The organism is Flavobacterium tiangeerense, assembly GCF_007830355.1.
In the GTDB taxonomy this organism is placed as follows: Bacteria; Bacteroidota; Bacteroidia; order Flavobacteriales; family Flavobacteriaceae; genus Flavobacterium; species Flavobacterium tiangeerense.
In genome coordinates, this window is record NZ_VLKO01000010.1 from 45,455 (window position 1) to 58,889 (window position 13,435).

At 34.4% G+C, this 13,435-nt stretch carries 10 protein-coding genes; 2 read left to right on the forward strand and 8 right to left on the reverse strand.

What is annotated here, in order from left to right; genetic code table 11:
* Nucleotides 1-102: 102 nt before the first annotated feature.
* The 4 genes from bioA to IQ05_RS12370 form a co-directional block, all read right to left on the reverse strand.
* Nucleotides 103-1,374 carry an adenosylmethionine--8-amino-7-oxononanoate transaminase gene (gene bioA, locus IQ05_RS12355; protein ID WP_144893394.1) on the reverse strand — a complete coding sequence of 424 codons (1,272 nt, stop codon included), beginning with the start codon at nucleotides 1,372-1,374 and terminating at the stop codon, nucleotides 103-105.
* Between the two features lie 57 nt (nucleotides 1,375-1,431).
* A complete protein-coding gene (bioD, locus tag IQ05_RS12360; RefSeq protein ID WP_144893396.1) occupies nucleotides 1,432-2,049 on the reverse strand; it encodes a dethiobiotin synthase in 618 nt (205 codons plus the stop codon).
* 189 nt (nucleotides 2,050-2,238) lie between these two features.
* On the reverse strand, nucleotides 2,239-3,117 hold the full coding sequence (locus IQ05_RS12365; protein WP_144893398.1) for a TraB/GumN family protein: 879 nt from the start codon (nucleotides 3,115-3,117) through the stop codon (nucleotides 2,239-2,241).
* 75 nt (nucleotides 3,118-3,192) lie between these two features.
* Nucleotides 3,193-4,329, reverse strand: coding sequence for an aminotransferase class I/II-fold pyridoxal phosphate-dependent enzyme (locus IQ05_RS12370; protein ID WP_144893400.1), 1,137 nt, complete (start codon nucleotides 4,327-4,329; stop codon nucleotides 3,193-3,195).
* A 616-nt stretch (nucleotides 4,330-4,945) separates the two neighbouring features.
* On the opposite strand from IQ05_RS12370, the gene IQ05_RS12375 reads away from it, so the two are divergent.
* Together IQ05_RS12375 and IQ05_RS12380 are read left to right on the forward strand one after the other, a co-directional pair.
* Nucleotides 4,946-6,046, forward strand: coding sequence for a Ppx/GppA phosphatase family protein (locus tag IQ05_RS12375; RefSeq protein ID WP_244289572.1), 1,101 nt, complete (start codon nucleotides 4,946-4,948; stop codon nucleotides 6,044-6,046).
* A 224-nt stretch (nucleotides 6,047-6,270) separates the two neighbouring features.
* Nucleotides 6,271-6,813, forward strand: a complete 543-nt coding sequence (locus tag IQ05_RS12380; RefSeq protein ID WP_144893404.1) for a GNAT family N-acetyltransferase — start codon at nucleotides 6,271-6,273, stop codon at nucleotides 6,811-6,813.
* Nucleotides 6,814-6,859: 46 nt separating this feature from the next.
* Here IQ05_RS12380 and IQ05_RS12385 read toward each other — a convergent pair whose 3' ends face one another.
* The 4 genes from IQ05_RS12385 to IQ05_RS12400 form a co-directional block, all read right to left on the reverse strand.
* A complete protein-coding gene (locus IQ05_RS12385) occupies nucleotides 6,860-7,141 on the reverse strand; it encodes a F0F1 ATP synthase subunit epsilon (protein WP_144893406.1) in 282 nt (93 codons plus the stop codon).
* A 69-nt stretch (nucleotides 7,142-7,210) separates the two neighbouring features.
* A complete protein-coding gene (gene atpD / locus IQ05_RS12390) occupies nucleotides 7,211-8,722 on the reverse strand; it encodes a F0F1 ATP synthase subunit beta (protein WP_086454109.1) in 1,512 nt (503 codons plus the stop codon).
* A 257-nt stretch (nucleotides 8,723-8,979) separates the two neighbouring features.
* Nucleotides 8,980-10,518: an SGNH/GDSL hydrolase family protein gene (locus tag IQ05_RS12395; protein ID WP_144893408.1), complete on the reverse strand. Its 1,539-nt coding sequence runs from the start codon at nucleotides 10,516-10,518 to the stop codon at nucleotides 8,980-8,982.
* Nucleotides 10,519-10,548: 30 nt separating this feature from the next.
* Nucleotides 10,549-13,308 carry a TonB-dependent receptor domain-containing protein gene (locus IQ05_RS12400; protein WP_144893410.1) on the reverse strand — a complete coding sequence of 920 codons (2,760 nt, stop codon included), beginning with the start codon at nucleotides 13,306-13,308 and terminating at the stop codon, nucleotides 10,549-10,551.
* Nucleotides 13,309-13,435: the final 127 nt, after the last annotated feature.

Here is a 13,435-nt window from a genome sequence, read left to right on the forward strand (position 1 = left end):
TCGCAAAGTTTTACACAAAGTTTGCTAAGGTTTAGGCCTAAATAACAATTTCGAAACTTTTTGTGACTTCATTTATAATTAAGAAAAAAATTCTTCAAGAACTTATACTATTTCTAAGACCTCTTCTACTACTTGATAAATTTTTTGCAACTGATCATCAGTGATGATGTATGGAGGCAAAATGTAAACAATATTCCCAACAGGTCTTAAAATCACACCATTTTCAATAAAAAAATCATATAGTTTGTTTCGCAATGATCCATAGTAACTAGCTTCACCCTCTGTTTTGATTTCTAAAGCAAATATAGTTCCCAAGACTCGCGTAGTTGTTACCTTAGAGTGTCTCTTGATTTTACTTTGAAAATCCAAATGATTTTGATTTACCCGAACCAAATTAGCTTGCATCTCGGGAGTATTTAACAACTCTAAACTGGCTAGAGCAGCCGCACAACCCGTAGGATTTGCTGTAAAGGTGTGTCCGTGAAACAATGCCTTATTAATATCATCATCATAAAAAGCTTCGAAGATATCTTGTGTAAAAGTTGTTATTGCCATAGGAATGGTACCTCCAGTCAGCGCCTTAGACAAGCACATGATATCTGGTTTTGTTACCACATAATCCATTGCGAAGTTTTTACCTGTTTTTCCAAAACCAGTCATGACTTCATCAGCAATGGTCAAAACCTGGCTTTCATTACAAATTTGCAACAATACATCTAGTGTTTCCGGTTCATACATCACCATTCCCGCAGCACCTTGCACTAAAGGTTCAAAGATAAAAGCGGCACACTTGTTATTTTTTAGATGCTCGCGTAAAGCTTGGTAACTTTCTTCCTCTTTTCCGGGAATGGGCACAGGAATTCTCACTACATCAATAAACATTCCTTCAAATGCTTGAGTGTAAAATGAAATTCCGCTAGCAGCCATCGCTGCAAAAGTATCACCATGAAACGCATTTTCAAATGCAACGATCGTAGTACGTTGCTCTCCTTTGTTAAAAAAATATTGCAACGCTACTTTGATACCAACTTCAACAGCAGTAGAGCCGTTATCTGAAAAGAATACTTTTTGTTGATTTTTCGGCAAAATCTCAAGTAACTTTTCCCCTAAAATAATGGCGGGTTCATGAGTAAAACCGCCAAAAAGAACATGTTCTAGAGTTGTTAATTGCTTGTAAATAGCATCGGCAATAAATGTATTACTATGTCCATAAGGATTCACCCACCATGAGGCAATAGCATCGATGTATTCTTTGTTATTTTCGTCCCAAAGCAAAGCTCCTTTTCCTCTTTTGATAGCAATAGGAACTGCAGCTGTTTTATGTTGTGTGTAAGGATGCCAAAGATGTTTTTGGTCTCTTTCAGTTAATGTCATTTCAAATAATATATTTCGCAAAGATACATAGAGAAGGCAACGTGTTTTACAAAAATGTTACAAACTCAATAGCTTTTCCCTGAACCTGTCAGCGTATTCTTTAATTACATTTTGATCAAAATAAGGTTCTTGCTCAATTCTCCCAATACAGTTTAAACCTGTTTTAGAAAGGATAATGGTTTCGGTAGCTTTGTTCTCATCACCCGAAAACAGAATTCCCGCCACTTCAATTTTCCTGTTTTGAAGCGCTTCAATCGTTAACAATGTGTGATTGATACTCCCCAAGTAGTGTCTAGAAACTACAATGACTTTATAGTCAGGCTGAATCAAATCTATCACACACTCTGTATCATTTATTGGTACAAATACACCACCTGCACCTTCTACCACAAGGTGATTATCAGTTTTTGGTTCAACTATTTTTTGTAAATCAATTACAACACCATCACAAGCTGCGGCATAATGCGGACTTGCTGGAGTTTTTAAGGCATAAGCATTGGGGTGAAGTCTTGTTTTAGAATTTGACAGAAAGGATTTTACTTTATGACTGTCTGAATGGTCTAAATCTCCGGCTTGAATGGGCTTCCAATAATCAGCCTCAAGCGCCTCTGTAATAATAGCTGCTGCAATAGTTTTACCTACATCGGTTCCTATTCCTGTTATAAATAGTTTCATGATTTATGAATTTGTACAAAAATAGAAAACCCATCATAAAGATGGGCTTATTTCTAATATTCTTTTAAATCTTATAACACTTATCATAGATTGATGGTAAGCATTCAACTCTTATATTAACACAAAAAATTGAAAATCATAATTTTTGTTTTTCTAATCTAAAAATTAGTATTCGATTTAAATTAAATTTTAGTTCAATATCGGTTTAACAGTATATCCTGCTTTTTTTAGCAAGTTGATCACTCCTTTTTCACCTAACAAATGCCCTGCTCCTACTGCAAAGAATGAACTTTTATCTTTCATAATACCTGGCATTTTCTCAACCCAATTAGTATTCCGTTCTTCAAGCAACCATTTTTTTGAGTTTTCATCTAAAAATTTAGGGTCTGTAATTTGTTTGTACAATTCTACTAAGTTTTCATCTTTATAAGATTGGACCATTTTCTGGGTATCTTCAAGTTTTGATTCCTTTAACATAGCAATCATTTGGTCATCATTATAGGCTTTACCCATGAATTGCATTTGCGCCTCACCCGTTTCTAATCCTCCTAATTTTTTATTCCCCGCTTTAGCAATACTTGATAGTTCCATCTCGTAGAATTTCAAATTGGTACACCCAAAAGATTTCATGGTAATCAAACTCATTACAGTAAACAAACTAAAATTATCTACCTGTTGAACAGTCATACCTGTTTTTTCTTTTAAGATAGTATCCAAATTTGCAAGTTGTTGAGCTGTAAGTTTTTTGCTTAAAGGCTCTGAACCCATTGCAGATTTTTGTAAAAAAGCCATTTCATTAGGATCATTCAAATCAATTTCAAGAAACAAATTTTCGGCATTATTTAACGCTTTTTTTGTTTTATCAGTAAGAAAATAATCATCATTGCAAATCATGTGTACCGTACCATAAAGATAAGACGGTTTTGCATTTCCGTTACCTGAAATCTCCCATAATAAAGAGTTTTCATTTTCTGGAATTGCTGCTTTTTTGTTGTTTTGCGCTATGCTTACTTGCGAAATTAAAAGCATTGCAAGTACTGATAATGATGTTCTAATTACGTTTTTCATTTTTTCTATTTGTATATCTAGTTACATGAAGTAAGTATTTATATCTACAAAACGTTTCAAAAAAATGAAACTAAATTATAAAAGTGAGTAGATACACTGCATCAAAGTCGAAATTTCTTGGGTAGAATTATAACTGTGTAAACAAAAACGAAGGCGTTCTTGACCTTCTGGAACTGTAGGTGAAAGAATCGCTTTTACATCAAAACCCTTTTCTTGCAATTGACTTGCAATCGTTTTTACTTTTTCATTCCCAGGAATAATAGCCGATTGAATTGCTGATTTACTGCGAACAAAGAGGGGTTTTAATCCTAAGAGATTTTTTTCTTGATTGAAATGTACAATGTTCTCTTTGAGTTTAACAATAGACTCTGAATCGTTTGTCAAACATTGGTACGCTATAAAAATGGTCGCTACAGCATGTGGAGAAAGTCCTGTAGTGTAAATAAAACTTCGGGCAAAGTTTACTAAATAATCCCGTAAATTTTGTGATCCTAAAATAGCCGCACCGTGACAACCCAAACCTTTCCCGAAAGTCATAATTCGGGCAAAAACATGATCTTGCAAACCAAGCATTTGCACATAACCTTCTCCTTTATCCCCAAAAACACCTAATGCATGTGCTTCATCAATTACTACGTAACAATTGTGTTTGGTTGCAACCAAAATTAATTCTTCAAGATTAGGACAATCCCCATCCATAGAAAAAACTGATTCTGTAACGATATAAATAACTGTATTAGGATTTCGTAGAATTAATTTTTCTAAATCTTCAAAATCATTGTGATTGAATTTATAAGCCTTGGCTCTTGATAATTGAATCCCATCACGTATGGAGGCATGGCACAACTCATCGTATAGAATTAAATCTCCCTTTTGCGGTACCGAACCAAAAAAACCAAGATTAGCATCATATCCTGAATTGAAAAGCAATGCTGTTTCAGCTTGATGAAAAGTAGCAATGAAATCCTCGGTAGTTTGATAAAGCTTGTGATTTCCAGAAATTAATCTTGATCCCGTAGCGCCGTTTTGAATTATTTTGTTGCTAATTAAATACTGATGCGTCTCGTTAAAAATAATTTCTGATTGGGAAAAACCCAAGTAATCATTTGATGAAAAATCAACTTCTCTTTGCAACGTAGGTAATGTGCGCAAGGCATTATGCTCCTTTCTAATTTCAAGTTTTTGAGATAAATGCTCTGGAATTTTTTTCATAGAACACAAAATTAAGCATTTTAAGTGAATTAGTTTATTATAAATAATTTGCTAAATGATGAACTTACTAATTACCAAACGGCTCAAAAAAAGTAATATTTTTTTTCATTACTACATGCTTTAAAATCAAATGGAATACACCAATACTATAAAACTCAATTTACATTTTTGAATTAAAAAAAATAAATTTACACAACTACAGTTTTTGAATACACGACAACAAAGGACGAATAAAATCCTGAGCCCATTTATTTTACTAAACCTCAATTTCTTATTTAGCGATGAAGCAAATAAGTTAAATATCAACTTACACACATTGCTTAATAAATAAGATTACTACTGTAATGAAAACACTATCTTAATGATAATTAACAAACAGCTCAATTAAGGATGTATTTTGTCGAGTATTTTTTTACTTCAACGAGTATTTAACCATACCTATTCTCCAATAGATTTAAACCTATACATTTGCATCGAATTGTAATTTTTTGTTAAAATAAAGTCATATTAAATATTTTGTCTGTCACAATAATTCATTAATTACAAAAACCATATTTTCAAAAAGAAAATTTTAAATCAATACAATTTAAATAAAATTAAACTCAAATAAACAGCAATGAATATTAACAGTATATCTTCTATGAAGAATAAAATACAAACAGCAACTGCCATAGTTGTTTTCATGTTCGTAAACAACATGATTGCTCAATCCAACAAAGATTTGTATGCGGGTATAGAAATTGGTAGTAAAGGAGTGAAAGTTTCTGTTTTAGATGTAGACAACATCAAGAGAGGGAATTATGAAGTAAAAAAGTTTTGGACAGAAAACGTAGGTATTGCAAAAGGCATTTCTATCAATGGAAATCTTGGAGAAGAAGAAATTCTTAAAACAATCAAAGTGGTTAAAGAAAACCTAAAAACAATAGAAACCGAATTCAAAGTACCAAGCGAAAATGTTTTCTTAATAGGTTCCTCTGGAGTTGCAATGGCAAAAAACCATAAGGACTTAATAGGTCGAATAAAAACCGAAACTGGAAAAGACTTGGATTTTATTGATGCAAGCCAAGAAGGAAAAATGCTAATGAAAGGATTAATTCCACCTAATAAATACAAAAACTCATTAGTACTAGATATCGGAGGAGGAAATACAAAAGGAGGTTACGTAGATGTATCTGCCATGGAAGAATTTGTATTTTTCCCTGTAAGCTTAAATTACGGTTCTATCACACTAACTGAAATTGTAAACAAAAAAACAAAATCAGAGGAAATAAGCGACTATAATTCAAAATCTTTTGAATATATGCCTGAGTTACGTGCACAAACAACAGCAATGTTTAATTCTAAGCCAAAAGCTATGGACAAAAGCTCTGTCTATTTTTCTGGTGGTGCTGTTTGGGCTTTCTTTACTCTAAGCATGAACAAAACAGATGAAAATTTTTGCGAGTTTACTATGGACGATGTTATTAGTTACGATGTAGTTATCAAAAACAATTACACCCGATACAAGCAAATGGCAGCTACTGATAAAGAAATAGAGAGAGTACTGAATACATACTCACAAAAACACCTCATTTCTGGAAACAATATTTTAATAACCTTACTAGAAAACATTCCAGATGTAAAAAATAAAAAATTATATTTCAGTAAAGAAGGACAAATAGCTTGGCTTGTTTCCTACATAGCAGATAGATCAAAGAGAGTCAAGAAAATAATGTAATTTTCAAAAGCTCCTACTTAAAATAGAATCGAAATCGTAAACTACTCTTTATGATTTCGATTCTATTTTATTTTAATCATTTGATGCAAATTTAAAATAAACGCCAATAAAAATAAAAGAACCTATAAAAATTTAAAATTCAATACACTAAAAATCAACAATAAAACAAAACATACTTTATTATCTTTAACTTGCATGGGCACTATCTATTAAACCGTAAGACCATGAAAAATATTCAATTCACAAGAGCAACAACTTCAAAAGAATTACAAGAGATCATCGCCCTACAACAGCAAAATATATCCAATAATATATCTCCAGAGGAGAAAAAGAAAGAGGGTTTTGTTACTCTTCAGCATACTTTTGAATTATTGGAACAAATGAATAATGCATGTCCGCACTGCATTGCGAAAGCAAATGATACCGTAATAGGTTATGCACTTGTAATGAAACCAAGTTTTAAAGACACTATCAAAGCCTTAGAGCCACTGTTTGATGAAATTCAAAACCTAGTGCCGCGCTATAAAAACTATATCATAATGGGACAAATATGTATTGCAAAAGAATACCGAGGATTAGGTATCTTTAAAAAACTGTACCATTTTTACAAAGATGAATTGAGTTATCAGTATGACTGTCTTATTACCGAAGTAGCGTCCATAAATGCGAGATCGTTAAACGCACATCAAGCTGTAGGATTTACAACCTTAAAAACATATCAGGAGAAAGACATTACTTGGCATATTATGATTTGGGATTGGGTATAAAAAAACCCCGCATGTAGCGAGGTTTTCTATTTTTTTTGAAATCATTTTAGTCAACTAAAACAATTACTTTATTGTCTTTCATTTCAATGGTACCCGAGTTAATTTCCAAAGTATAGTTTTGAGCATCTACCATAGTAAATTTAGCCGCAACTTCTTTTGCAAATTTAAAATTTGAAGCTGTAATTTTCACAAGTCCTTTTTCTAAAATAGAAACTATTGGAGCGTGATTATTCAATATTTGAAAACTACCATCAACTCCTGGCAACGTTACTGAGGTAACTTCTGCTGAGAACAATTTTGCTTCTGGTGAAACTATTTCTAATAACATATCTTTTAGTTTACAGTCTCAGTTAACAGTCTCAGTACAAAATACTGAAACTGAACACCGAATCTTAATTTATGCTTCCGCTAACATTTTTTCTCCAGCTTCTATAGCTTCTTCAATGGTACCTTTAAGGTTGAATGCTGATTCTGGTAAGTGATCTAATTCACCATCAATAATCATATTAAAACCTTTGATAGTATCTTTGATATCAACTAAAACTCCTTTTAACCCTGTAAATTGCTCAGCAACGTGAAAAGGTTGAGATAAGAAACGTTGTACACGACGCGCTCTCGAAACGGCTAACTTATCTTCTTCAGATAACTCTTCCATACCAAGGATCGCAATGATATCTTGTAATTGTTTGTATTTTTGTAAAATTTCTTTTACTCTTTGTGCGCAGTCATAATGCTCATCACCTAAGATTTGAGGAGTAAGGATTCTTGAAGTTGAATCCAATGGATCAACCGCAGGATAAATACCTAACTCAGCAATTTTACGAGACAATACTGTTGTTGCATCTAAGTGAGCAAAAGTTGTAGCCGGAGCTGGATCTGTTAAATCATCCGCAGGAACGTAAACCGCTTGTACAGATGTAATAGACCCTTTGTTTGTAGATGTGATACGCTCTTGCATCGCTCCCATTTCTGTAGCTAATGTTGGTTGGTATCCTACCGCAGATGGCATACGACCTAAAAGTGCCGACACTTCAGAACCTGCTTGTGTAAAACGAAAGATATTATCCACGAAGAACAATACATCTTTACCTTGATCAGTTCCTGCTCCATCACGGAAATACTCAGCGATAGATAATCCAGAAAGTGCCACACGAGCACGAGCTCCTGGAGGCTCATTCATTTGTCCGAAAACGAAAGTCGCTTTAGACTCCCTCATTCCAGGTAAATCTACTTTTGATAAATCCCATCCTCCATTTTCCATAGAATGCATGAACTCATCACCATATTTTATAATTCCTGACTCTAACATCTCACGAAGCAAGTCATTCCCTTCACGTGTTCTTTCACCTACTCCTGCGAATACTGAAAGTCCACCGTGACCTTTTGCAATATTGTTAATCAACTCCTGAATTAGTACTGTTTTACCAACACCAGCTCCACCAAACAATCCAATTTTACCCCCTTTTGAGTAAGGCTCAATCAAATCAATTACTTTGATACCCGTGAATAAAACTTCAGAAGAAGTTGATAAGTCTTCGAATTTAGGTGCTTGACGGTGAATTGACATTCCGTTTTCACCTGTTTTAGGTAATTCTGGCAAACCGTCAATAGCGTCACCAATTACGTTAAACAAACGTCCATAAACATCTGCTCCAATTGGCATTTGGATAGGATTTCCTGTTCCAACTACTTCATAACCTCTACTCAAACCATCTGTTGAGTCCATCGAAATGGTACGAACCGTGTTTTCACCAATGTGAGATTGTACTTCAAGTACTAATAAAGTACCATCTTTTTTTGTGATTTCTAACGAATCATAAATTTTTGGAAGTTCAACATCCTTACCGTTGAAAACTACGTCAACTACTGGTCCAATGATCTGGGCAACTTTTCCTATTACTTTCGACATTACTTATGTATTTATTAAATAGCTATTTAGGTTTATGAAATAGTTCCAATCGAAACGTATCGATTAAATGCTTTTTTCAGTGTGCAAAGATAATTTTTTAAAATATAAAATCAATTATTTTTTAGAAAAAATGGATATTTTTAGTAGATCCCACAGAAACAACTAAAAAAAAGAAAAATGACAACATTATTCTCAAAAAAAAGAAAGACCACTTACAAAGCGTAAGTGGTCTTTAAAATATCATTTTAAATAAGAATTTATAATGTTGCTGGATATAAAATACGATACAAACTTACGTCCTTGTTTTTAAAATTTGAACCAAATTTTGCATTTATAGCATCTGTAAATAAATTAGCTATAATTGCATATCCTCTTGGACTTGGATGCACACCATCTAACGAGAACATCCCACCTGTTACAAAGGCCGAAGTTACTCGGTAATTATTATAGACTATACCTCCATTTGCCAACTGATCCGTTACTGATTTTAGTTCAACAAATGCCAAACCTTTAGCATCAGCAACAGATTTTATTGTAGCATTATAAGCATCTGTAGCTACTTTCACTTCAGCTACTTCAGCTTTGGTTAATACATGTACATCTTGCATTGGATATGTTACACCAAAAACATTCAATGGCGCAGGAACTCCTGCAGGTGCAGATGCAATTACAGATTGAGCCGTTAATACTACAAGATCTTCTTTTGTAGCCTGTCTAGCTTGACCAAAAACTTGCCCGTAGAACGCAGCAGTCTGAGCTCCTAAAGTAGGAGTAAACGCTAAAGTTAATTGTGCAGAAAGATTTGGCAAACTCTCATCAACTATCAGCAAAGGGTTTGCAGCAGTAGTAGACAATAATTCTATCCTGGATCCAGCACCAAATGCAGTTAAAGCTTGTTTTAATGGCCCGTATAATTGCAGATTCAAACCTTGAATAGTAGCTGTTCCAACAGCAACATTTCCACGACCTAAAACTGATGCAGTCAATGGATTAAAAGGAACTGTTGTAAAATAAGGCAATGCCGTTACATATGGTAAATTTGCCACAACACCTTTCGCTCCCTTTGCCGTCATTGCGTTAACGATATTGTTGTAAGCACTAGCAAAAACAGTTGGATCTGTAATATCATTGCTTAGATAGGTTCTTGGATCTAAATTTCCAGTTCTATTAACCCCACTTCCTCCAGACGTAGCATAACCTAAAACATCATTACCTCCAATCCACAAGGAGAAAAAGGTAGGGTCTTGAGCAACTGCATCAGCGACAACCGTTGTAGAAGTTGAAGATGCGAAACGCAGAAAATATGGGTTTCCAGCTGAGCTACCATATCCCTGAGCCACCAAATGATAACTTTTTGCTCCAGGAATACCCATGTTGTTGAACGAACCACCTAAAGGCGACAAAGTAGTAGTTGAAGCTTTATTAAATGGTGGCGATGCTAAAGAAGCGGGTGCAGATCCGTTGAAATATAATCTTGGAGCGTAGGTAGTACTACCCGCAAACCCACCAATATTATCAGCCATTAAGGGCGTCTTAAATTCTCCACCACCTTTTAACGCAAACTGCTGCGCCATAATGTTAGCATAGGAACCTTTTTGTCCTTCAATAAATAAAGCATTATCACTAAAACCTGCGGCATAAGAATCTCCCAGCGCTACATATTTAGTAACCACTGCAGTACCAGCAGTCAAGGCTTCTCCATTTGAAGAATTAGCGTCTATTACGACTTCATCCTCATTATTACACGCTACAAATGCTAGCGAAGCAAATAATAGCCATTTGAAATTTTTTATCATTGTTCTTTGATTTTACTGTTAATTTAATCCTTACGGGTTGATTGTCCAAGAGGCAAAATACTGTTGTCCAATAAGACCCGCTCCTAGTACCTGACCATATTCTTTACCTCCTATGTTTGAAGCCCCTACTTTTAGGGTAGATTTCAAAGCAGGAAAGTTATAATTCAATTGAGCATCAATTACAGTTGCAGCATCTATGGTTCCATCAGCAAAAGAAGATTGCCATAAATATTCACTGTTCCAACGTCCGCTTACATTAAATCCGAAATTTTTGAATAATTTCTCATTTCCAATAGAAGCCTTAACTCTGTGTTTTGGAGTATTGAACCCTGCTTCAAAACTAGCATCTTTAGACTGATCAAAATCAAACTCAGCATAGTTGTAGTTAGCACCTACTTCAAAATCTTTATATACTTTTCTAGACAATCCTATACCAAAACCTAATGATTTTATTTCTAAAGATGTGTTGGTATACAATTGAAAAACTCTAGTATTTCCGTTTGCAAGCGCATGGATAGCTTGTTGACCTGCTACACTTGTAAGTCCTCCACCATCAATAGCTGTTCCGTACAACGGAGTAACTACATTTAAGTTTCCAATAAAATTATTATATACATTATAATATCCATTTAAATCTATAGAAGTTTTATTGATAAATGAACGGTACCCCAATTCAATTGCTTTAACCTCTTCTGGTTTAACTAAGCCAACAGTAGTTTTTTGCAACAATGCTGGATTTTGTGCAGCCGCAAAAGCTGCTGCAGAAGTAGCGGTAAAGGAATTATTATAAGCGTTAGTACCATTAATTGTAACTGTACTTCCGCCAGCAAATCCCTGTCCTACAGCTCCTGAAATAGGCAATGTCTCTACAAATCGAGTCAAGTTATCAGGCGCTGAACCTAACAAGATTGCACTACCAACATTAAATCCGATGTATTGATCTTGTGTAGAAGGGTTTCTAAAACCTGTTTGAAAAGACCCTCTAAAATTATGATTTTTGTTTTGTCCTGCAGAATACACAACAGAAACTCTAGGAGAATAATTCCCAACAAAATTTTGTGCTTTGTCATAACGTAGTGAAGCCGTTAGTTTCAAACGATCGTCAATCATTTTTTTCATCACTTGCGTGTACGCTCCGTATTCATTATATTTTATAGGGCCATTAGCATCTGTATAAATTCGACCAAATGAATTTAACTGATATTCTCTGTAAGAACCGCCGACCTGAATTTCAGCAAATTTGATTAAATCTTTAAAATTATAATTGGCATCAGAGTGATAAATCTTTGAATTATCAACAAGTTTTGATCCTGTTAAAACACTCGCTTCGTTTGTTACTTGATTGAATGCATTTTTAAATTCAGGACTTCCCGGCAAGAATCTTCCTGTATCTGCTTTTACTCTAGCGGCTCTATGAGCATCTGCAGGCAACATACCACCTAATGTTGATTGTACATATGAATTGGCATAATCACCAAACCATTGTTGATCCGACTTCCACTTACGATTTATGTTAATCCCCGTAAACAACATGTCATAGGACTGACCTCCATCCTCAGTAGTTGTATATCCTCTCAAAAAGAAATTCTTTCCTTTGAATTCTAATTTATGCTGCTGCATGAAAAAGTTATTCAGGTAATAACGGTTAGCACCTTGATAAACAGTATTACCATAACCAAATTTACTTTGAACTATTACTTCTAATCTTTCGTCACCAAAAGGGCGAATATGCAAAGATGCATCTATTTTAGTATTTGAAACTTTGTTGTCAGTTAGATCAACCTCATTATAACCTGTTCTTGAAACTTTATCAGTTGGCAAAGTAGGAGCAGGAATTACAGTTGACACTTCGTCACCATAAACATTGATACCATCATATCCGTAATGAGTTCTATCTCTACCAGCTACCGTTTTATCATCATAATTTACAGCATGCCATTCTGTTCCTCGCATGTAAGCAAAGTTGGCTTTAGCAGCAAAATACTTATTAAAAGCTTTAGCCATACGAACTCCATAGTCTACATAGTCATTTGTTCCGGCTGCTTTTTGGCTGGTTTGACCAAATTTAGCATACGCTCGAATTCCTTCACTAGTAAATGGACTTTTACTAGTCATGAATAATATACCATTAAATGCATTGGCACCATATAATGCAGAAGATGCTCCTGGTAACAACTCCACTGATTGCACATCAATTTCAGAAACACCGATTAAGTTTCCTAAAACAAAGTTTAATAATGGTGAAGAGTTATCCATACCGTCTACTAACTGCATAAATCTTGTATTTGCTACTGTAGCAAAACCTCTAGTGTTAATAGACTTAAAAGACATACTTGAAGTGTTCATTTGAACTTCTTTCATGTTCTCTAAACCATCGTAAAAGGACGGAGAAGCCGTTTTCTTGATTTCAGCGATTCCCATTCTCTCAATAGTAACTGGTGATTCAAGAACGCGCTCCGGAGTTCTAGACGCAGAAACTACGATTTCATCAAGCTTGTTCTCCTCATCTAGTAATTTCACAGCAACCTTTTGGCTACTTGAAGTAATAGATACTCTTTGTGAAGTGAAACCAACAGTAGACACCTCTATAACAAAGGGCGCTCTTTTTGTTGTTTTTAAGGTAAATGCACCTGTTACATCACTTGTGGTTCCTGCAGACTCTCCAACAACCTTGATGTTGGCTCCAGGAATTGGCTGGCTGTTACTGTCTGTAACAACACCTGAAATTGTGCTTTGCGCAAAAGATAGGCTGCAAAAAAACAATGTCAAAAAAAGTAAATACACTCTCATTGGTCTATAATTTGTTGGTTTATATAGCCAAAGTACAAATATTTTTGATATTATTAAAAAAGTAACAAATAAATTTCATATTTAGCATATATTTTAATGGAATTAAGATTAATTCACATTTTGTTAT